Source organism: Rubrivivax albus (assembly GCF_004016515.1).
Taxonomy (GTDB): domain Bacteria; phylum Pseudomonadota; class Gammaproteobacteria; order Burkholderiales; family Burkholderiaceae_C; genus Rubrivivax; species Rubrivivax albus.
Genome location: NZ_SACT01000002.1, coordinates 498,949 through 517,077, shown reverse-complemented (window position 1 = coordinate 517,077; position 18,129 = coordinate 498,949). Strand labels below are relative to the sequence as shown.

The following is an 18,129-nucleotide window of genomic DNA, read 5'->3' as shown; positions in this document are numbered from 1 at the left end:
GAGCCTACACCGGCAGCGCGGCCAGGCGACGCAGCAGCTGGGCCACCACGTCGTCCTGCATCTCGCGGAAGATTTCCGCCTCCTCGGCGGTCTTGGCCAGCGTCGCGGCCTCGGTGGTGCTGAGTTCGCGCACCAGGCGCAGCGCCACCGGCGGCATCAGCGCCCGGCCGGCGGGCGTGTCGGCGCGCACGGTGGCCAGCAGGCGCAGCTGCAGCTCGCGCACCTGGCCGGCGGCGGTGGTGGCCGCGGCGCTGCGTTCGCGCCGGTCCACCAGCGCCTGCAGCACCACCTCGGCCTCGGCCGGCACCTCCTTGACCTCGACACGGCCGGCGAGGGCGCGCCGCAGGTCGGCGGCCAGCGGCGAGCCAGGCGCAAAACCGACCAGCGCGATGCTGCGGAACGGGTAGCTCGGCGGCGCGGCCAGGCGGAAGCCACAGCCCGCCAGAGCCGATGCCGCCGTGGCGGCCAGGGTCGTCAGCACATGGCGACGGCGCATGCCGTCAGACCACGATGTTGACCAGCCGCCCGGGCACGATCACGACCTTGCGCACCGGCTTGCCGTCCATGAAGCGCTGCGCATCGGAGTTGGCGAGTGCGGCAGCCTCGATGGCGGCCTTGTCGGCCGACGCCGGCACGGTGATGGACCCGCGCAGCTTGCCGCCCACCTGCAGCATCAGCTCGATCTCGCTGCGCACCAGCGCTGCCTCGTCCACCGCGGGCCAGGGGGCGTCGACCAGGTCGCCGTGACGCTCGGCGAAGCCCAGCGGCGTCCACAGCGCGTGCGCCAGGTGCGGCGCGGCCGGGTAGAGCGTGCGCAGCAGGATGCCGTAGCCCTCGGCCCGCACCGCGGCGTCGGCGGCGCTGTCGGTGAGCGTTGCGTCTTCCAGCGCGTTGAACATCTTCATCGCGCCGGAGACCACGGTGTTGTACTGCAGGCGCTCGTAGTCGGCGCTGACCTGCTTGAGCAGCTCGTGCATCGTGCGGCGCAGCGCGCGCGCGGCGTCGCTGCAGCCGTCGACGCTGCTGCCGGCGCCGGCAATCAGCGCCTGCTGGCGGTGCGCAGCCGCCCACACGCGGCGCAGGAAACGGAACGCGCCTTCGGCGCCGCTGTCGCTCCAGGCCGCGCTCTGGTCCGGCGGGCCGGCGAACATCACGAACAGGCGCGCCGTGTCGGCGCCGAAGCGGGCGATGATGTCCTTGGGCTCGACGACGTTGTTCTTGCTCTTGGACATCTTCTCGATGCCGCCCAGCACCACCGGCAGGCCGTCGGCCTTGGCCGTGGCGCGCACCGGGGCGCCGCGGTCGTCGTACTCGATGTCGACCTCCGACGGATAGAACCAGCGCCGCTTGCCGCTGGCCTCCTCGCGGTAGAAGCACTCCATGCCCAGCATGCCCTGGGTGAACAGCTTGGTGAACGGCTCGCCGAACTTGACGAGGCCGAGGTCGCGCATGGCCTTGGTCCAGAAGCGCGCGTACAGCAGGTGCAGCACCGCGTGCTCGATGCCGCCGATGTACTGGTCCATCGGCATCCAGTAGTCGTTGCGCGCGTCGACCATCGCATCATGGCTGTCCGGGCACGTGTAGCGCATGTAGTACCAGGCGCTGTCGACGAAGGTGTCCATGGTGTCGGTCTCGCGCCGCGCCGGCTTGCCGCACTGGGGGCAGGGCACGTTCAGGAAGGCCGCGCACTTGTTCAGCGGGTTGCCGCTGCCGTCGGGCACCAGGTCCTCGGGCAGCACGACCGGCAGGTCCTTCTCCGGCACCGGCACGGAACCGCAATCGTCGCAGTGGATGATGGGGATCGGCGTGCCCCAGTAGCGCTGGCGGCTGATGCCCCAGTCGCGCAGGCGCCAGGTGGTCTTCTTCTCGCCCAGGACCTTGGCCGACAGCACGCCGGCGATGGCGTCCACCGCACCCTGGTGCGACAGCCCGTCGAAGTCGCCCGACTGGCAGGTGACGCCGCGCGCCTTGTCGGCGTACCAGTCCTGCCAGCGCGTCGCGTCGAAGGTCTCGCCATCGACCTGCACCACCTGCCGGATCGGCAGGCCGTACTTCAGTGCGAAGGCGAAGTCGCGCTCGTCGTGCGCCGGCACGCCCATCACGGCGCCGTCGCCATAGCTCATCAGCACGTAGTTGCCCACCCACAGCGGCACGGCCGCGCCGGTGATCGGGTGGGTCACGGTCAGGCCGGTGTCGCGGCCTTCCTTGTCCTTCAGCGCCAGTTCGGCCTCGGTGGTGCCGCCCTTCTGGCATTCGGCGATGAAGGCGGCCAGCTCGGGGTCGGACGCGGCGGCGTGCTGTGCCAGCGGGTGCTCCGGCGCCACGGCGCAGAAGGTCACGCCCATGATGGTGTCGGCACGCGTGGTGAACACGTACATGCGGCCGTCGTCGATCAGCGCGCCGTCGGCGCCGCGCACGTCATGCGTGAAGGCGAAGCGCACGCCGGTGCTCTTGCCGATCCAGTGCTCCTGCATCAGGCGCACACGTTCCGGCCAGCCGGCCAGGTAGTCGGGATGGCTGGGGTCGGTCACGCCGGCCAGCAGTTCCTCGGCGTACTGCGTGATGGCCAGGTAGTAGCCGGGGATCTCGCGCTTCTCGACGATGGCGCCGCTGCGCCAGCCGCGGCCGTCCACGACCTGCTCGTTGGCCAGCACGGTCTGGTCCACCGGGTCCCAGTTGACGACCTGGGTCTTCTTGTAGGCGATGCCCTTCTCGAGCATCTTCAGGAAGAACCACTGGTTCCACTTGTAGTAGCCGGGGTCGCAGGTGGCGACCTCGCGGCTCCAGTCGATGGCCAGGCCCAGCGGCTTCATCTGGGCCTTCATGTCGGCGATGTTGGCGCGCGTCCAGTCCGCCGGCGGGCGCTTGTTGTCGATGGCCGCGTTCTCCGCCGGCAGGCCGAAGGCGTCCCAGCCCATCGGCATCAGCACGTTGTGGCCCTTCATGCGCAACCAGCGCGCCATCATGTCGTTGATGGTGTAGTTGCGCACGTGCCCCATGTGCAGCTTGCCGCTGGGGTAGGGCAGCATGGAGCAGGCGTAGAACTTCGGCCGCGACGGGTCCTCCGTCACGCGCGACAGGTTCTGCGCATCCCAGTGCGCCTGGGCGGCGGCCTCGACTTCGGCGGGCACGTACTTGTCTTGCATGCCCGGATTGTAGGGAGCGGGCCCGCTATTTCGGCGGTGCGGCAGCGGCCGCGGGCACCTCGGTGACGAAGCCGATGCGGTTCAGCCCGGCCTGCTGCACCAGGCCGATGAGCTCGGCCACGCGGCCGTAGGGCACGGCCTGGTCGGCGCGCAGCTGGACCTCGGTCTCCGGGTCGCGGCGGGCGGCCTCGCGCACCGCGTCGGCCACGGCCTCGGGCGTGGCCGGGTTGCCGGCCAGGAACAGCTGGCCCTGGGCGTCGAGCGCCAGCGCCACGAAGGCCGGGGTCTCGTTGGGCGTGCCGGCGGCCGTCGTCGGCAGGTCGAGCTTCAGGCTCTGGCCGATCAGCGGCGCGGTGACGATGAAGATCACCAGCAGCACCAGCATCACGTCGATCAGCGGCGTCATGTTGATGTCGCTCATCGGCCGCGAGGCGGCTGCGCGCTCCAGGCGGCCAAAGGCCATCAGGCGCGCTCCGCGGGTTCGGCGGCGGCAGGCCGGTACTGCAGCACCATCTGCCGCAGGTCGTGGGCGAAGCCCTCGAGCTCGGCCTCGCTGGCGGCGATCCACTGGCCGAACAGGTTGTAGGCCAGCACCGCCGGCACCGCCACGGCGATGCCGGCGGCGGTCATGATCAGGGCCTCGCCGATGGGGCCGGAGACCTGGTCGATGCCGATCGCGCCGGCACCGGCGATGCCGGCCAGCGCGTGGTAGACGCCCCAGACGGTGCCGAACAGGCCAACGAAGGGCGCCGTGCTGCCCACAGAGGCCAGCAGCACCTGGCCGAACTGAAGGTGCGCCAGGCCGCGGTGCAGCGCATCGCGCAGGCGGCGGGTGAGCTGGTCCTCGCGGGCGCCGTTGGCTTCGAGCGAGCCACGGGCCGGTGCGGCCACGGCGGCGTCGAACAACGGCAGCAGCACGCGTTCACGGTCCATGGCCGACAGGCGCTTGCGGCCGTCGGCCAGGTTGGACCCGGCCCAGAAGGCCGGCATGGCCTGGCGGATGTCCCGCGCGGCGCGGCGCAGCACCCAGCCCTTCCAGAGGATCACGACCCAGGCGCTGACCGACATGCCCAGCAGCAGCACGGCCACGAAGGCGCCGACGGCGTCGGTCGAGGCCCAGAAGGCTTGCCAGCCCGACATGCGCGCGTTGCCGCTCAGCGCAGGCCGAGCACGTCGGCCATGTCGTACAGGCCGGGCGCGCGGTTGGCGAGGAAGTGCGCCGCGCGCAGGCTGCCCTGCGCGTAGCCCTGGCGACTGTTGCTGCGGTGCGCGATCTCGATGCGTTCACCGGTGCCGAGGAACATCACCTGGTGGTCGCCGATGACGTCGCCGCCGCGGATGGTGGCAAAGCCGATGGTGCCGGGCTCGCGTTCGCCGGTGTGGCCTTCGCGGGCGTACACGGCACAGTCCTTCAGCGCCTTGCCCTGCGCCGCCGCGATGGCCTCGCCCATCGCCAGCGCGGTGCCGCTGGGCGCGTCCACCTTGTGCTTGTGGTGGGCCTCGACGATCTCGACGTCGTAGCCGGTGGCCAGCGCCTTGGCCGCCATCTCCAGCAGCCGGAGCGTGACGTTGACGCCCACGCTCATGTTGGCGGCGAAGACGATGGGGATCTCGCGCGCCGCGTCGGCGATCGCGGCCTTGCCGGCATCGTCGAACCCGGTGGTGCCGATGACCATGCGCACGCCGGCGGCGCGGCAGGCGGCCAGGTGGGCCAGCGTGCCTTCGGGACGCGTGAAGTCGATCAGCACGTCGGCGCCGGCCAGGCCCTGGGCGAGGTCGGCGGTGATGGCCACGCCGCAGGGGTGTCCGAGTAAGGCCGCGGCGTCCTCGCCCAGCGCCGGGCTGGCGGCGTGGTCGAGGGCGCCGCTGAGTTCGTCGCCGGCGCTGGACAGCACGGCGTCGATCAGCATGCGGCCCATGCGGCCGGACGCGCCGGCGATGCAGAACTTCATCGTGTGTTCCGGACCGGGTTCACTCGCCTTCCAGCGGCGGGTAGGGCCGCACGGGGCCGCTGGGCTCGGCTGCCGACGCGGCACGCGCCGGCGGCTTGGGCAAGGCGGCGCGCTCTTCCTCTGTGAGCTCGAGCTTGCGGTCGGGGTACTTCGCCTCGCGTGTGATCGACGAGACGAACTGCTGCTCGGTGGGCAGTTCGCCGGCGTCGATGCTGGCCAGCACGTCGCCATCGAAGCGCAGCACGACGTTGCGCCGCTGGGCCTGCTGGCCCTGGCGTTCGATGACGAAGACGTAGTCCCAGCGGTTGCCGTGGAAGACGTCGGTCAGCAGCGGCGTGCCCAGCAGGTCGCGCACCTGGCGCCGGTTCAGGCCGGGCCGCACGCGGGCCAGCAGTTCCTGCGTGATGACGTTGCCCTGCACCAGCTCCATGCGGTAGGGCGTGACCAGGCCGAACAGGGTCTGGCTGGTCTGCAACTGCGACGCGCAGCCCGCCAGGAGGGCGGCTGCGGCCGTGGACAACAGGAGTCGGATCATGGATTCCCCGCGCGCAACGGAGGTTTGCGCTGGCGGGCTGGCTATGATCGGCTGATTCTAGCGGGCCCCTGCCCGCCGGGCTGCCCGCGAGATTGGCCATGACGCACGTCGAAGAACTCAAGAGCAGCGGCCTGAAGGCCACGCTGCCCCGCATCAAGATCCTGGAGGTCTTCCAGCAGTCCGAGCGCCGCCACATGACGGCCGAGGACGTGTTCAAGGCGCTGCTGGCCGACGGTTCCGACATCGGCCTGGCCACCGTGTACCGCGTGCTGATGCAGTTCGAGCAGGCCGGGCTGCTGTCGCGCAGCAACTTCGAGTCGGGCAAGGCGGTGTTCGAGCTCAACGAGGGCCAGCACCACGACCATCTCGTGTGCCTGAACTGCGGCCGGGTCGAGGAGTTCTTCGACCCCGAGATCGAGGCCCGACAGCGTGCGGTAGCCGAGTCGCGCGGCTTCCAGTTGCAGGAGCATTCGCTGGCGCTGTACGCCAACTGCACGAAGACCGACTGCGAGCACCGGGGTGCGAAGTAGGCTGCCAGTAGGCCGCTCTCGCCGCCCACGGCCCGGCTGTGCATGCCGGGCCGCTTCGGCAGGCTGAAGACAGTCCGCAGGGACTGTCTTCAGTCCAGGTCCTCCCCCGGCCTCGCAGAGCTCGACCGCTTCGGCAGGCTGAAGACAGTCCGCAGGGACTGTCTTCAGTCCAGCCTCAGCCCAGCGGCTCGCCCTTCTCCATGGCACGCTGGTGGCGTGCCACGAACTCCTGGTAGGTGTCGATGCCGCGCAGCTGCAGCACGGTGTTGCGCACGGCGGCTTCCACCAGCACCGCGAGGTTGCGACCGGCATCCACCGCGATCACCACCTTGCGCACCGGGATGCCCAGCACCTCCTCGTACAGCGGCTCGTAGGGCAGGCGCTCGAACTCGCGCTCCATCGTCTCCTTGCGCACCAGGTGCACGATCAGCTGCACGCGCATCTTCCGCCGCACGGCGGTCTCGCCGAAGATGGCCTTGATGTCCAGCAGGCCGATGCCGCGCACCTCCAGCAGGTTCAGCAGCAGTTCGGGGCAGCGCCCCTCCAGCGCCGTCTGGCTGATGCGGTAGATGTCCACCGCATCGTCGGCCACCAGGCCATGGCCGCGGCTGATCAGCTCCAGCCCGAGCTCGCTCTTGCCCAGGCCCGATTCGCCGGTGAGCAGCACGCCCAGGCCCAGGATGTCCATGAACACGCCGTGCCGCGTGGTTCGGTCGGCGAACAGCCGCGCCAGCCAGCCGCGCACGACGTCGATCGTGTGGCCCGCCGACTCCGCGGTGACGAACAAAGGGATCTCGGCGCGGTCGCAGATGGCCACCAGGCGGTCGGGTGGCACCTCGCCGTCGGCGACGATGATCACCGGCGGCTCCAGCGTGACGATGCGCGAGATCCGCCGTTCCTGGTCCTCGGGCGACGAGGCCTTCAGGTAGGCCACCTCGCGCTCGCCGACGATCTGCACCCGGTAGGGGTGGATGTAGTTCAGGTAGCCGACGAGGTCGGCCGCGGAGCGCGCGTCTCGCACCGCGGCTTCGTCGAAGCGGCGGTCGGGCTGCGCATGGCCGGCCACCCATTCCCAGCGCAGTGCCGCGCGGTGCTGTTCGAAGAGCGCCTCGGCGCTCATCGAGGTGGGTTTCATGGCGCGGACGGCCGGTTGCCGCCGGTGGACATCAGGCCACCGACTTCAGCGGTTCCCAGTCCTGGATGAGCTTGTGAACGCCGGCCGCGTCGGGCTCGGTCTTCAGGCGCTCGCGCAGGTCACGGTCGGACAGCATCTCGGCGATTTCCGACAGGATTTCCAGGTGGCGCTGGGTCGCCGCCTCGGGCACGAGCAGGAAGATCAGCAGCAGCACCGGCTCGTCGTCGGGCGCGTCGAACGGGATGGGCTGCTGCACGCGCAGCACGGCCGCCAGCGGGTTCTTCAGCCCCTTGATGCGCCCATGCGGAATGGCCACGCCGTGCCCCAGGCCCGTCGAGCCCAGGCGTTCGCGGGCGAACAGGTTGTCGGTGACAGTGCTGCGGGCGATGGCGTGCAGGTTCTCGAACAGCAGGCCGGCATGCTCGAAGACACGCTTCTTGCTGCTCGCCTCCACGTTCACCAGCACGTTGCCTTCCGGCAGGATGGCGGCAAGACGGTTCATGGGGTCGGTGATGCGTGCGCCACCGCGGATCTCGTTACAAGTGAGAGGGAATTATAGGAATCGCGGTCTGGCGTTTGTGTGCACTGCACCACCGATGTCGGTGGAAGTCAACGGCGGCGCGGCACAGGGACAACAGTTTCCGGCAAACGAAAGCGGCCCGAAGGCCGCACGCAGAAAAGGGAGATCGGCGCTCAGGACAGTTCCGCGCCCAGCCGCTTGGGCGAGGTGTGGTGGTGGTCCTGCAGGCGGTCCTTGTGGCGGACGACCTGGCGGTCGAGCTTGTCCATCAGCTGGTCGATGGCGGCGTACAGATCCTCGTGGGACTGTTCGACGAAGATGTCCCGCCCTTTGACGTGCAGGGTCACCTCGGCCTTCTGTCGGCGTTCCTTCTCCTTCAGCTTCTCCACGGTCAGCAGCACGGTCACGTCGACCACCTGGTCGAAGTGGCGCGTCACCCGATCTAGCTTGGTGAGCACATACTCTCGCAGAGCCGGCGTCACTTCGAGATGATGTCCGCTGATCGTCAGGTTCATCAGGGCTTCCTTTCAGGTCATTGGGGTCTCGTGTCGGGCCATCTGTCAAGCTACCCGACAGACCCAGTGTGCGCCCGAAGGACCCCCGTGACAAGCTTGTGAAATCCCGCCCTTCGCGGCAGGATGCACAGATTGGCAGTAAGGTCGACAGCACGTTCTCCGGGGGTGCTTCGCCGTGCTTTTCGACCTGATCTTCGGCAGCCGTGCTGCGGCCGCGCGCGCGTGTTCGCTCTGCTGCGCGGTGCTGGCGTGGCCGGCCGCCCCGGCGTTCGCGGCGCCGCCTGCGCTGCCCCTCTTCGACGCCCACCTGCACTACAGCCACGATGCCTGGGACCAGCTCCCGCCGGCGCGTGCTGCCGCCCTGCTGCGCGAGGCCGGCCTCAAGGCGGCCCTGGTGTCGAGCAGCAGCGACGAGGGCACCCAGCAGCTGTACGCCGCGGCCCCCGACATCGTGTTGCCGGCACTGCGGCCCTACCGGCAGCGCGGTGAACTCGGCACCTGGATGCACGACCCGTCGGTCATCCCCTACCTGGAAGACCGCCTGCGCCGCTTCCGATACGTGGCCATCGGCGAGTTCCATGCCTATGGCGACCAGGCGGACACGCCGGTGATGCGCCGCGTGGTGCAGCTCGCACGCGAGCACGGGCTCTACCTGCATGCGCATGGTGATGCCGACGCCGTCGAGCGCCAGTTCCGGCAGGACCCGCAGGCCCGCATCCTCTGGGCGCATGCTGGCTTCGACACGCCCGAGCGCGTGGCGCAGATGCTGCGCCGCCACCCCAACCTGTGGTGCGACCTGGCCTTCCGCAGCGACCATGCCAGTGACGGGAAGGTCGACCCGGCGTGGCGCGCCGTGTTCCTGGCGTTTCCCGACCGTTTCCTCGTCGGCACCGACACCTTCACGCCGGAACGCTGGCACTACGTGGTACCGCATGCGCAGTTCAGCCGCGCCTGGCTGGCCGATCTGCCCGCCGACGTGGCCGAGCAGATCGCCTGGCGCAACGGCGAACGCCTGTTCGGCGCGATGCGGGCGGCGCTGCAGCGGTGAGCTGGCGTTCGCTGTTGGCCGCCAGCGTCGGCCTGCTGATGCTGCCCGGTGCCGGTGCCTGCCCACTGCAGGCCGTCGACGGCTGGCGGGTGGCGGGGGAGGGTGTGGCCTTGGCCTGGCGGGTGCACGACGATGGCCCCGCCGATGCGGCCCCACCGCTGGCGACGCCCTTCGCGCTGCAGGTGCGGCTGTGCCCGCCGCAGGCCGAACTGCTGGCCGTCGATGCCACGATGCCGGCGCACCGCCACGGCATGAACTACCGGCCGTCGCTGCAGGCGCTCGGCGGCGGCCGCTGGCGGGTCGATGGCCTGCTGTGGCACATGCCCGGCACCTGGGCGCTGCGGCTGGAGGTGCGGCTGGACGGGCGCACCCAGGTGCTGCAGCAACGCGTCGACCTCCAGTGATGGGGTTGGCGCCGACCCGCGTGTGGCGCCGTGTCGCCCCGGCGCGTGCGGTGGCCGCGCTGGCGTTGGCCAGCCTGGTCTGCGGTGCGCAGGCCGCCGAGGGCCTGCTCGACTTTTCCACCGAAGAGCGCCAGGCCATCGCCGCCCACGGGCCCTGGCCGCCGCCGGCGGCCATCGACCCCAGCAACCGCCGGCAGCGTGACGCCAACGCCGTGGCCCTCGGCCGCCGCCTCTTCTTCGACCCGGGCCTGTCGGCCAGCGGCCAGGTGTCCTGCGCCAGCTGCCATGTGCCGGCACGAGCCTTCCAGGACGGCCGCCCGGTGGCCGTCGGACAGGGCCCGGGCGTGCGCAACACACCGGGCCTGATGGACGTGGCGGGCCAGCGCTGGTTCGGCTGGGGTGGCAGTGCCGACTCGTTGTGGGCTGCCAGCCTGCGCGCCCTGCGTGACCCGGCGGAGATGGGCGGCGACGAGGCCGCGCTGCAGCGCCGGCTGGCCCGCGAACCCGCGCTCGCCGCGGTGCCCGAAGGCGATGCCCGCCTGGTGGCGGCCGCCAAGGCGCTGGCTGCGTTCCAGGCCCGGCTCGTGTCGCCGCGCACGGCCTTCGATGACTTCCGCGATGCCCTGTTCCGCGGAGACGATGCGGCCGCCGCGCGCTACCCGCTGCCGGCCCAGCGCGGCCTGCGCCTGTTCGTGGGCCGCGGTCGCTGCCACCTGTGCCATGTCGGACCACGCTTCAGCCACGGCGAGTTCGCCGACATCGGCGTGCCGTTCTTCGTGCCCGGCGGCGTGGACCCTGGGCGGCACGCGGGCCTGCAGGAGGTGCGCGGCAGCCGCTTCAATCGCCTCGGCCCGTTCGCCGACGACGGCGGCGCCAGCGGTGTCGCCACCCGCCATCTGCGCAGCGAGCACCGCCACTTCGGCGAGTTCCGCGTGCCCGGTCTGCGCAACCTGCGCCAGACCGCGCCGTACTTCCACGCCGGTAGTGCCGCGACGCTGACCGAAGTGGTCCGGCACTACTCGACGCTGGATCCAGACCGGCTGCACGCCGACGGCGAGCGCATCCTGGTGCCGTTGCAACTGCGTGACGACGAGGTGGCGGACCTGGTGGCCTTCCTGGAGACCCTGTCGTCATGAATGCCGCCACCGGCGCGCCTACACTGCGGCGCATGCGCATCGACCTGATCTCCGACGTCGCCTGCCCCTGGTGTGCCATCGGCCTGGCCGGCCTGCAGCAGGCCCTCGACCAGCTCGATGGCGAACTCGACGTCGAGCTGCACTGCCAGCCCTTCGAGCTCAACCCCGACATGGGGCCCGAGGGCCGCGACATCGTCGAGTACCTGGGCGAGAAGTACGGCAAGTCGCCGCAGGACATCGCGCAGACGCAGGCCATGATCCGCGAGCGGGGTGCCGCGGTCGGCTTCAGCTTCGGCCCGCGCACGCGCACCTGGAACACCTTCGACGCCCACCGCCTGCTGCATTGGGCCGGGTTGCAGGGGGCGGTACAGCAGCTGGCGCTCAAGCGCGCGCTGCTTCAGGCCTACCACGGTGATGGCCGCAACCCCTCCGACCCGGTCGTGCTGGCCGATGCCGCGCAAGCCGCCGGCCTGGACCGTGCGGCGGCGCAGGCGGTGCTGGCCGAGGGCCGCCATGCCGACGAGGTGCGCGCCGCCGAGCGCCACTGGCAGCAGCAGGGCATCCGCGCCGTGCCTTCGGTGGTGGTCGATGGTCGGCACCTGATCCAGGGCGGGCAGCCGCCGGCGGTCTATCTGCAGGCACTGCGCCAGATCGCTGCGGAGTCGGCGGCCGAGCCGGCCGGCGCTCAGCGGTAGGCGTCCAGCGCGTCCAGCCGCGCGTCGATGCGCGCGAGCATGGCCTGGTAGGCCGGCGCGCCCACGGCGCCGAAGCGCGCCTCGAACTCGGCGCGGCCCATGAACTCGGGCAGGTCGGCCACGGCGGGCAGCAGGTCGTGGTCCGGCGGCGCTGCCGCCAGCAGCGTCTGCACGCGGCGCGGGTCGCGCACCGCCAGTTCGCCCAGGCGTGCGCCGGCGCGGTTGACGGCGATGTCGGTGAAGCTGAAGCCGCTGCCGCCGCGCGTGTCGCCCACCTCCTTCATCGCCCCCAGCGCATCGGCCAGTGGCCCGCCGGCTTCGGCGGCCAGGGCGGCGGAGACCAGGTAGTGCTGCGCGAAGTCGCCGCGGCCGCCGAACTGTGCGCCGCGCGGCGGCACGCGCGGCCAGTCGCCGGCCTGCGGCCACCAGCGCGCCGCCGGCTGCCCGCCGGCGTAGGCGGCCAGCACCAGCAGCGCGGCGCGGTTCTCGGCGGCGGCATCGCCGGCCATGCTGCGCTGTGCGGCGAGCGTGAACAGCGGCGCCATCAACGCCGTCAGCGGCTGCGGCGCGCGCGAGCGCAGCACGGCTGCGCGCAGCGCATCGTGGTAGGGCCGCAGCGTGGCCAGCCGGTCCGCCGGCATCACCCAGGCGGCCAGCTGCTGCGGCAGGTCGGCGCGCCAGCGGTAGCTCAGCAGCACCTGCTGCGGTTGCAGGCGCAGCGCCTGCAGCATGGTGTGCCACGGTGCCGCACCGGCCGCCGGCCGGTCCCACCAGGCCAGGGCCAGCCTCACGGCGGTGCTGGCCAGTGGGCGCGGCAGATGCAGATGCCCGATGCGGGCGGTCTCCACCAGTGCGTGCAACTGCCGCCCGTCGCGCAGCACCAGGTCCACGTTCAGCCAGCGTGAAGGCGCCGCCGCGCCGGGCCAGCGCAGCGGCAGGCTGAACTGCAGATCCAGGCGGCCGGCGGCCAGCTGCGTGCGTGCCGCGCCGCCGGCCAGATGGGCGGCCTGGTCGGCCAGCAACTCCAGTTCCTCGGCGGTGGCCTGCACCCACAGTACCCGCCCATCCCGCGTGCGCCGCGGGTCGTGCTGGCGCAGCCAGTGGTGCAGGTGCGTGCCGGCACCGGCGGTGGCGGCGCTGTTGCCGCTGACCCGTGGTGCAGGCTCGGTGGCGAGCCACAGTGTGGCGGCCGCGAGCAGCAGTGCACCGACCGGCATGGCCAGCCAGGGCCAGCGCCAGGCGCGGTTCGGCGCCGACGAAGGCGAAGACGATGGCGCAGCCATGGCGCGCAGTCTGCCACCGGGGCCGCGGGCGCATGCCGCGGCGCGATAATCCCCGGGTTTCCCCGCCGCCTTGGCGGACAGCCCTGTCTCCTTCACCATGTTCAACGTGTTCACGCTGGCCAACGGCCGGTTGATCCAGCACGAGATCGACGATCCGTCGGCGCTGGCCAGCCTGCAGCCGGTGTGGGTGGACCTGGAGGCGGCCTCGCCCGAGGAGAAGGGCTGGATTCAGGCCCGTTTCGGGCTCGCGATCCCGGCGGACGTGGACGACGACGACCTCGAGGAATCGGCCCGCTTCTACGAGGGCGATGCCGGCGAACTGCACATTCGCAGCGACTTCCTGATCGAGGGCGACAGCAGCCCCGACGGCGCACTGGCGCAGAACGTGCGCGTGGCCTTCATCCTGTTCAACAACGTGCTGTTCTCGCTGCACGCCGACGACCTGCCGGTGTTCCGGCTGCTGCGCCTGCGGGCGCGCCGCATCCCGGCGCTGATCGAGGACGCGAAGGACGTGCTGCTCAAGCTCTTCGACGCCGACGCCGAGTACTCTGCCGACGTGCTCGAGGGCATCTACGACAGGCTGGAAGCGGTCAGCGCCCGCGTGCTCAAGCAGGACGTGGACGACCGCACCGCCGGCGAGGCGCTGTCGGCCATCGCCCGCGAGGAGGACCTCAACGGCCGCATCCGCCGCAACGTGATGGACACCAGGCGCGCGGTGAGCTTCATGATGCGCAGCCGGATGCTCAACGCCGAGCAGTTCGAGGAGGCGCGGCAGATCATGCGCGACATCGACTCGCTCGACTCGCACACCGCGTTCCTGTTCGACAAGATCAACTTCCTGATGGACGCCACCGTCGGCTTCATCAACATCAACCAGAACAAGATCATCAAGATCTTCTCGGTGGCCAGCGTGGCCCTGCTGCCGCCGACCCTGATCGCCAGCATCTACGGCATGAACTTCCGCTTCATGCCCGAGCTCGAATGGCGCTACGGTTACTTCTTCTCACTGGCGCTGATGGTCTGTTCGGTGGCCGCGCCCTTCCTGTACTTCCGCCGCAAGGGCTGGCTGCGCTGACGGTGTTGCATTTGTCGCAAAGCTCGCTCGCCGGGAGGACGCCGCGCCCCCGGCGCTGCGCTAGATTCCAGCCTGCCGGAGACCGAGGCTGCCGATGAAGACCGTCCTGCTGACCCTGACCGTTGCGCTGATGCTGGTTGCCGGCACGGCGAGCGCGCAGTTTGCCGCCGTGCCCGCGCCGCTGACGCAGGGCGCGCCGGCGCCGTCGCAGGCCGAGTCACCCGATGACTACAAGAAGGATTTCGCGGCCCACATCTACAAGGCCTACCCGATGCGCATCTATCGGGGAATGCTGCCGCCTCTGCTCTACAGCGTGATGATGACGGAGACCCAGCTGGACGAGCAGGGTAATGTGGTTGATGTGTCCGTTCGGCGTCCGCCTGCCGTGGCGGCGGTGGCGCCGTTCATCGTTCAGTTGATCAAGCGCGCCGCACCCTTCCCAGCACCGGCAAAGATGGGTGCCGGCACTGTCTCTGAGGTCTGGTTCGTCGACAAGTCTGGCAACTTCCAAGTCATGACACTGACCGAGGGCCAGAAGTAGAGTCCTGCTGGCGCAGGTGCTCAGGCTTTCAGGTGCCAGCCCGCCGCTTGAGCCAGCGCATCAGCGCGCCCACCACGGGCAGCTTCTCGTAGAGTTCCTCGGCCGCATCCCAGTAGTCGCGGTGCAGCGCGATGCGGCCGTCGGCACCGAAGCGCAGGTGCGTGCCACCGTGGATGGTCTGCTCGCCGCGGTCGAACCGCTTCATGCGGAAGCGGAAGTCCCAGGTCAGAAAGCACTGGTCATCCTGCACCACCACGTCCCGGACCTCGAACCGTGGTGCGTCCAGCGCCTGGAACATGTGGGCGAAGATGCCGCGCAGTGCGGCCTGTCCGCGCACGTCGTTGAACGGATCCTTGAAACGCGCGTCGTCGGCGTACAGCGCACACAGCGTATCCAGGGTGTCCGGCGCCAGGGCCTCGAACGCGTCGACCAGGCTCGCCACGCGCGGGTTGTCGTGGCGGGACAGGGCGGCCGTCACAGCCCGGTGGACCGCCGCACGGCCGCGAAGTAGGGCCGGTAGGCCAGCATCTGCAGGGCCTTCAGCCACAGCGTGAAGCGCTTCGGGAAGTGGATCTCGAAGCTGCCGCGCCGCCAGCCGCGCAGGATCTCGTCTGCCGCCTCCTCCGGCGTGATCAGGGCCGGCATGTGGAAGGCGTTCTGCGCCGTCAGCGGCGTCTCGACGAAGCCCGGGTTGACCACCGACACCCCGATGCCACGTGGGTGCAGGTCGAGGTACAGGGTCTCGGCCAGGTTGATCAGCGCCGCCTTCGTGGGCCCGTAGGCCAGCGCCTGCGGCAGGCCGCGGTAGCCGGCCACGCTGCCCACCAGGCTCAGGTGTCCGCGACCCTGCTTCAGCAGCACCGGCAGCACGGCATCGAGCAGGTGCAGCGCTCCCACGTAGTTGACCTGCTGGTGCTGCAGGGCCACGTCGAGGTCGAACTCGGTGGCGCGCATCGCCCGGTAGGTGCCGGCGCAGTACACCACCACGTCGAGGCGACCGCGGCGTTCGACGATGCCCTGGGCCGCGGCGCGCGTGGCGTCGCGGTCGGTGGCGTCCAGCGGCAGCGCCTCGCTGCCGGGATGCTGCTGCGCAAAGGCCTGCAGCGCCGCCGCGTTGCGGGCGGAGACGACCACGTGCGCACCGGCGGCGTGCAGCCGCGCCGCGGTGGCGCGGCCGATGCCGGTCGACGCGCCCACCAGCCACACCACCTGGCCGGCCCAGTCCTTCAGTGACGGGTTCATGGCTGCTTCCGGGTGAACGACAGCGTGACCTCGCCCAGCGTGATCCCGAACTTGCTCATCACCGCCTTGTTCAGCATCACGCGGTCGTCCATCAGCACCATCCAGTCGTCGAACTGCACGTGCCACACGCGGCCGTCCACCGGCAGCGCCAGCGTGTAGCGCCAGTTCAGCGTGTTGCCGGCGGCCACGCCTGTGGCCACGCCGACCACGTCGTCGGCTCGGCCCTCCCAGCGGCCGCCGCCCAGGTCGGTGAGCCGCCAGACCCGGCGTTCCGTGCTGCCATCGTTGTAGGTAAATCGCTCGTCGAGCGTGCCCTGGCCACCCTGCCAGGTGCCGGTCATGTCCACGGTGAAGCGACGCACGATGCGCCCGCTGCGGTCGGTGAACATGCCATGCGCGACCAGTTCGCCGTCGAAGTAGCGGCGCAGGTCGAGCACCGGCTTCTCGGCGGCGTAGTCGGCGGGCAGCGGCCCGGCACAGCCAGCCAGCAGGGCACTGCCGGCGGCGAGCATCAGCAGGCGTCTTTTCATCGGGAGATCTCCTCGGGAACGGTGTCGGGGTGGCGGATCCAGCGCCACCACAGCAGGGCCGCGGCCAGCGCCTTCAGGGCGCAGGGCAGGGCGCAATAGGCCAGGGTCAGGGCATTCAGCGCGCCGTCGTCGCGGCTGCCGGGCGTGTAGCCGAAGGCCGCCAGCAGCGGCAGCGCGATGCCGGCGGCCAGCGCCAGGTTGAGCTTGGTGGCGAAGTTCCACCAGCCGAAGTACGCGCCTTCGAGCCGCCCCTGGTGACCGCTGCGCTGCACCACGCCGGCCAGCAGCGCGCCAGGCAGGGCCAGGTCGGCACCCAGGGCCACGCCGGTGGCCACGCACACGGCCAGGAAGGCCGCGCCGTCGCCGGCGCCCAGGGTGGCCGCCCAGACGAAGGCGGCGATGGCCAGTGCCATGCCGGCCAGCCACGAACGCGCCAGGCCCCAGCGCGCCACGGCGCGCACCCACAGCGGCATCGACAGCGCGCCGGCGGCGAAGTAGGCCGCCAGGAAGGGCGGCTCCCAGGCTGGCAGCTGCAGCCGGTCGCGCACGAAGAACAGCACCAGCGTCGCCGGCACCGCGCTGGCGATGCCGTTGACCAGGTAGATGGCCAGCAGGCGGCGGAAGGCCGGCGTGCGCAGCGGCAGTGTCATCGGCAACGGCGGTTGCGGCACGTCGACCTGCGGGCGGGGCGCCACGGTCAGCAGTCCGACGCCGGCCGCCAGCGCGACGGCAAAGACGGCGGTCGCCACCCCCAGCCCGGCCAGCGATGGCAGCACGCTGGCCACCATCACGCCCAGCAGCGCCAGCCCTTCGCGCCAGGAGACGATGCGTGCGCGCTGGCCTTCGCCACCGCCCAGCCGCGCCCCCCAGGCCTGGTGTAGCACGCTGAGCACGCTGTAGGCCAGGTAGGTCAGCACGAGCAGCGCCGCGGCCCAGGCCAGCAGCGCCGGTCCGTCGGTGACCGGCGGGAAGAACAGGCCGCGGAAACCCAGCGCCAGGGCCACGGCGGCGACCACCATGCCGGCGAGCAGCCGGGTGCGCGGGCCCGAGAGGCCGTGGTCGACGAGGCGGCCGATCCAGGGGTCGGCCACGGCATCGAACAGCCGGGCGGCCAGCAGCAGCGCACCCAGCGTGGCCAGCGGCACGCCGAAGGCTTCGGCATAGTGGTTGGGCAGCACCACGTACAGCGGCAGCGCGACGAAGGCCAGCGGCAGGCCGAGTGCGCCGTAGCGCAGGCCGTCGCCCAACCCGCCGCGCCAGCCGGCGGCGACCGAGCCGACGCCGGCCGTCATCGGCCCCCCGACAGCAGGCGCTCGCGCAACGACGGTTCGGAGGTCTGCGGGGCGAGCCAGATGCCGAAGAAGCGGCGCGCGAAGCCGGCGTCGCGCACTTCGCCGCGGAACGCGCCGTTGTAGAAGAAGCGCGCCGCCGCCTGGGGCAGGTGGACGCCGGTGAGACGGTCGCCGTCCTTCACGTCGGGGAACAGCCGGGTCATCTCGGCCAGCCAGCGTTCGGCCACCGGCGTGGCGATGTCACCCTGCCGGCGCATCTCTTCCAGGGAGCGTTCGGCGATGGCCTGGCCGTACAGCGTGCGTGCGTAGGCCAGCTCCAGTGCCAGCGGGGCCTGCGCCCAGTCGTCGGCCCCAACCGGCGCCGGGGCCCAGAGACGGATGTCGTAAACCTGCAGGCCGAAGAAGCGCAGCCGGCCTTCCCCCTGCAGCCGCGCGTCGGGCAGGGCCTGCGCGAGTTCGGGTGGCCGCAGCGACGCCATCGCCGGCCACGCGAGCAGCGCGGCGGGCAGGGCGGTCAGCAGAGGGCGGCGGCGCAGCATGGCGGCGAAGG

22 protein-coding genes are annotated in these 18,129 nt (G+C 71.2%); 7 read left to right on the top strand and 15 right to left on the bottom strand.

All coding sequences use genetic code 11. From position 1 onward, the window contains the following. Nucleotides 1–4: 4 nt before the first annotated feature. The 6 genes from ENE75_RS08685 to ENE75_RS08660 are packed head-to-tail and all read right to left on the bottom strand — an operon-like array spanning nucleotide 5 to nucleotide 5,633. Nucleotides 5–496: an LPS-assembly lipoprotein LptE gene (locus tag ENE75_RS08685; RefSeq protein ID WP_128197874.1), complete on the bottom strand. Its 492-nt coding sequence runs from the start codon at nucleotides 494–496 to the stop codon at nucleotides 5–7. A gap of 4 nt (nucleotides 497–500) precedes the next feature. Then, nucleotides 501–3,146 (bottom strand): leucine--tRNA ligase, encoded by a 2,646-nt coding sequence (leuS, locus tag ENE75_RS08680; RefSeq protein ID WP_128197873.1) that lies wholly within the window; start codon nucleotides 3,144–3,146, stop codon nucleotides 501–503. Between the two features lie 25 nt (nucleotides 3,147–3,171). After that, on the bottom strand, nucleotides 3,172–3,609 hold the full coding sequence (locus ENE75_RS08675) for an ExbD/TolR family protein (protein ID WP_128197872.1): 438 nt from the start codon (nucleotides 3,607–3,609) through the stop codon (nucleotides 3,172–3,174). After that, complete coding sequence (locus tag ENE75_RS08670; protein ID WP_128197871.1) at nucleotides 3,609–4,286, bottom strand: MotA/TolQ/ExbB proton channel family protein; 678 nt, start codon at nucleotides 4,284–4,286, stop codon at nucleotides 3,609–3,611. The genes ENE75_RS08675 and ENE75_RS08670 overlap by 1 nt, the downstream gene beginning before the upstream one ends. A 14-nt stretch (nucleotides 4,287–4,300) precedes the next feature. Continuing rightward, complete coding sequence (dapB, locus tag ENE75_RS08665; protein WP_128197870.1) at nucleotides 4,301–5,098, bottom strand: 4-hydroxy-tetrahydrodipicolinate reductase; 798 nt, start codon at nucleotides 5,096–5,098, stop codon at nucleotides 4,301–4,303. 19 nt (nucleotides 5,099–5,117) lie between these two features. After that, complete coding sequence (locus tag ENE75_RS08660) at nucleotides 5,118–5,633, bottom strand: outer membrane protein assembly factor BamE (protein WP_128197869.1); 516 nt, start codon at nucleotides 5,631–5,633, stop codon at nucleotides 5,118–5,120. A gap of 98 nt (nucleotides 5,634–5,731) precedes the next feature. Here ENE75_RS08660 and fur point away from each other — a divergent pair, with 98 nt between their 5' ends. Then, on the top strand, nucleotides 5,732–6,163 hold the full coding sequence (fur, locus tag ENE75_RS08655) for a ferric iron uptake transcriptional regulator (RefSeq protein WP_128197868.1): 432 nt from the start codon (nucleotides 5,732–5,734) through the stop codon (nucleotides 6,161–6,163). Between the two features lie 175 nt (nucleotides 6,164–6,338). Here the strand turns inward: fur and hprK are convergent, their stop codons facing one another. The 3 genes from hprK to hpf all read right to left on the bottom strand — a co-directional run bounded on the left by hprK (nucleotide 6,339) and on the right by hpf (nucleotide 8,333). Next, on the bottom strand, nucleotides 6,339–7,298 hold the full coding sequence (gene hprK / locus ENE75_RS08650) for an HPr(Ser) kinase/phosphatase (protein WP_128197867.1): 960 nt from the start codon (nucleotides 7,296–7,298) through the stop codon (nucleotides 6,339–6,341). Nucleotides 7,299–7,329: 31 nt separating this feature from the next. After that, complete coding sequence (ptsN, locus tag ENE75_RS08645; protein WP_128197866.1) at nucleotides 7,330–7,800, bottom strand: PTS IIA-like nitrogen regulatory protein PtsN; 471 nt, start codon at nucleotides 7,798–7,800, stop codon at nucleotides 7,330–7,332. A 191-nt stretch (nucleotides 7,801–7,991) separates the two neighbouring features. Then, on the bottom strand, nucleotides 7,992–8,333 hold the full coding sequence (gene hpf / locus ENE75_RS08640; protein WP_128197865.1) for a ribosome hibernation-promoting factor, HPF/YfiA family: 342 nt from the start codon (nucleotides 8,331–8,333) through the stop codon (nucleotides 7,992–7,994). A 175-nt stretch (nucleotides 8,334–8,508) separates the two neighbouring features. Between hpf and ENE75_RS08635 the strand changes: the two genes are divergently transcribed. Genes ENE75_RS08635 through ENE75_RS08625 form a run of 4 tightly spaced genes read left to right on the top strand, consistent with a single transcriptional unit; the run spans nucleotide 8,509 to nucleotide 11,616 of the window. Continuing rightward, on the top strand, nucleotides 8,509–9,381 hold the full coding sequence (locus ENE75_RS08635; RefSeq protein ID WP_199232247.1) for an amidohydrolase family protein: 873 nt from the start codon (nucleotides 8,509–8,511) through the stop codon (nucleotides 9,379–9,381). Continuing rightward, nucleotides 9,378–9,785 (top strand): hypothetical protein, encoded by a 408-nt coding sequence (locus ENE75_RS24820; protein WP_158288889.1) that lies wholly within the window; start codon nucleotides 9,378–9,380, stop codon nucleotides 9,783–9,785. The genes ENE75_RS08635 and ENE75_RS24820 overlap by 4 nt, the downstream gene beginning before the upstream one ends. Before the next feature lie 20 nt (nucleotides 9,786–9,805). Continuing rightward, nucleotides 9,806–10,921, top strand: coding sequence for a cytochrome-c peroxidase (locus ENE75_RS08630; RefSeq protein WP_158288888.1), 1,116 nt, complete (start codon nucleotides 9,806–9,808; stop codon nucleotides 10,919–10,921). Continuing rightward, nucleotides 10,918–11,616: a DsbA family oxidoreductase gene (locus ENE75_RS08625; RefSeq protein WP_128197863.1), complete on the top strand. Its 699-nt coding sequence runs from the start codon at nucleotides 10,918–10,920 to the stop codon at nucleotides 11,614–11,616. Before ENE75_RS08630 ends, ENE75_RS08625 begins: the two co-directional genes overlap by 4 nt. On the opposite strand, the gene ENE75_RS08620 is transcribed toward ENE75_RS08625, so the two are convergent. Next, entirely contained in the window at nucleotides 11,607–12,899 is a 1,293-nt protein-coding gene (locus ENE75_RS08620) for a hypothetical protein (RefSeq protein WP_128197862.1), read from the bottom strand. The two genes, ENE75_RS08625 and ENE75_RS08620, sit on opposite strands and share 10 nt — an antisense overlap. A gap of 97 nt (nucleotides 12,900–12,996) precedes the next feature. Here ENE75_RS08620 and corA point away from each other — a divergent pair, with 97 nt between their 5' ends. After that, a complete protein-coding gene (gene corA / locus ENE75_RS08615; protein WP_128197861.1) occupies nucleotides 12,997–13,974 on the top strand; it encodes a magnesium/cobalt transporter CorA in 978 nt (325 codons plus the stop codon). Nucleotides 13,975–14,068: 94 nt separating this feature from the next. Continuing rightward, a complete protein-coding gene (locus ENE75_RS08610) occupies nucleotides 14,069–14,515 on the top strand; it encodes a hypothetical protein (protein WP_128197860.1) in 447 nt (148 codons plus the stop codon). A gap of 28 nt (nucleotides 14,516–14,543) precedes the next feature. Here the strand turns inward: ENE75_RS08610 and ENE75_RS08605 are convergent, their stop codons facing one another. The 5 genes from ENE75_RS08605 to ENE75_RS08585 are packed head-to-tail and all read right to left on the bottom strand — an operon-like array spanning nucleotide 14,544 to nucleotide 18,118. Next, entirely contained in the window at nucleotides 14,544–14,957 is a 414-nt protein-coding gene (locus ENE75_RS08605; RefSeq protein WP_233258989.1) for a nuclear transport factor 2 family protein, read from the bottom strand. Between the two features lie 32 nt (nucleotides 14,958–14,989). Then, nucleotides 14,990–15,757 (bottom strand): SDR family NAD(P)-dependent oxidoreductase, encoded by a 768-nt coding sequence (locus ENE75_RS08600; protein ID WP_128197858.1) that lies wholly within the window; start codon nucleotides 15,755–15,757, stop codon nucleotides 14,990–14,992. Then, entirely contained in the window at nucleotides 15,754–16,287 is a 534-nt protein-coding gene (locus ENE75_RS08595; protein ID WP_128197857.1) for a DUF3833 domain-containing protein, read from the bottom strand. Before ENE75_RS08595 ends, ENE75_RS08600 begins: the two co-directional genes overlap by 4 nt. Next, nucleotides 16,284–17,579, bottom strand: coding sequence for an MFS transporter (locus tag ENE75_RS08590; RefSeq protein WP_128197856.1), 1,296 nt, complete (start codon nucleotides 17,577–17,579; stop codon nucleotides 16,284–16,286). The genes ENE75_RS08595 and ENE75_RS08590 overlap by 4 nt, the downstream gene beginning before the upstream one ends. Further along, nucleotides 17,576–18,118, bottom strand: a complete 543-nt coding sequence (locus ENE75_RS08585; RefSeq protein WP_128197855.1) for a chalcone isomerase family protein — start codon at nucleotides 18,116–18,118, stop codon at nucleotides 17,576–17,578. Before ENE75_RS08585 ends, ENE75_RS08590 begins: the two co-directional genes overlap by 4 nt. Nucleotides 18,119–18,129: the final 11 nt, after the last annotated feature.

Excerpts from the sequence above, each read along its gene's own strand:
- ENE75_RS08590 (WP_128197856.1), bottom strand. The coding sequence starts at position 17,579 with ATGACGGCCGGCGTCGGCTCGGTCGCCGCCGGCTGGCGCGGCGGGTTG.
- leuS (WP_128197873.1), bottom strand. The coding sequence starts at position 3,146 with ATGCAAGACAAGTACGTGCCCGCCGAAGTCGAGGCCGCCGCCCAGGCG.
- ENE75_RS08600 (WP_128197858.1), bottom strand. The coding sequence starts at position 15,757 with ATGAACCCGTCACTGAAGGACTGGGCCGGCCAGGTGGTGTGGCTGGTG.
- hprK (WP_128197867.1), bottom strand. The coding sequence starts at position 7,298 with ATGAAACCCACCTCGATGAGCGCCGAGGCGCTCTTCGAACAGCACCGC.
- ENE75_RS08610 (WP_128197860.1), top strand. The coding sequence starts at position 14,069 with ATGAAGACCGTCCTGCTGACCCTGACCGTTGCGCTGATGCTGGTTGCC.
- ENE75_RS08585 (WP_128197855.1), bottom strand. The coding sequence starts at position 18,118 with ATGCTGCGCCGCCGCCCTCTGCTGACCGCCCTGCCCGCCGCGCTGCTC.
- ENE75_RS08685 (WP_128197874.1), bottom strand. The coding sequence starts at position 496 with ATGCGCCGTCGCCATGTGCTGACGACCCTGGCCGCCACGGCGGCATCG.
- ENE75_RS08625 (WP_128197863.1), top strand. The coding sequence starts at position 10,918 with ATGAATGCCGCCACCGGCGCGCCTACACTGCGGCGCATGCGCATCGAC.
- ENE75_RS08670 (WP_128197871.1), bottom strand. The coding sequence starts at position 4,286 with ATGTCGGGCTGGCAAGCCTTCTGGGCCTCGACCGACGCCGTCGGCGCC.
- corA (WP_128197861.1), top strand. The coding sequence starts at position 12,997 with ATGTTCAACGTGTTCACGCTGGCCAACGGCCGGTTGATCCAGCACGAG.
- dapB (WP_128197870.1), bottom strand. The coding sequence starts at position 5,098 with ATGAAGTTCTGCATCGCCGGCGCGTCCGGCCGCATGGGCCGCATGCTG.
- ptsN (WP_128197866.1), bottom strand. The coding sequence starts at position 7,800 with ATGAACCGTCTTGCCGCCATCCTGCCGGAAGGCAACGTGCTGGTGAAC.
- hpf (WP_128197865.1), bottom strand. The coding sequence starts at position 8,333 with ATGAACCTGACGATCAGCGGACATCATCTCGAAGTGACGCCGGCTCTG.
- ENE75_RS08620 (WP_128197862.1), bottom strand. The coding sequence starts at position 12,899 with ATGGCTGCGCCATCGTCTTCGCCTTCGTCGGCGCCGAACCGCGCCTGG.
- fur (WP_128197868.1), top strand. The coding sequence starts at position 5,732 with ATGACGCACGTCGAAGAACTCAAGAGCAGCGGCCTGAAGGCCACGCTG.
- ENE75_RS08675 (WP_128197872.1), bottom strand. The coding sequence starts at position 3,609 with ATGGCCTTTGGCCGCCTGGAGCGCGCAGCCGCCTCGCGGCCGATGAGC.
- ENE75_RS08660 (WP_128197869.1), bottom strand. The coding sequence starts at position 5,633 with ATGATCCGACTCCTGTTGTCCACGGCCGCAGCCGCCCTCCTGGCGGGC.
- ENE75_RS08595 (WP_128197857.1), bottom strand. The coding sequence starts at position 16,287 with ATGAAAAGACGCCTGCTGATGCTCGCCGCCGGCAGTGCCCTGCTGGCT.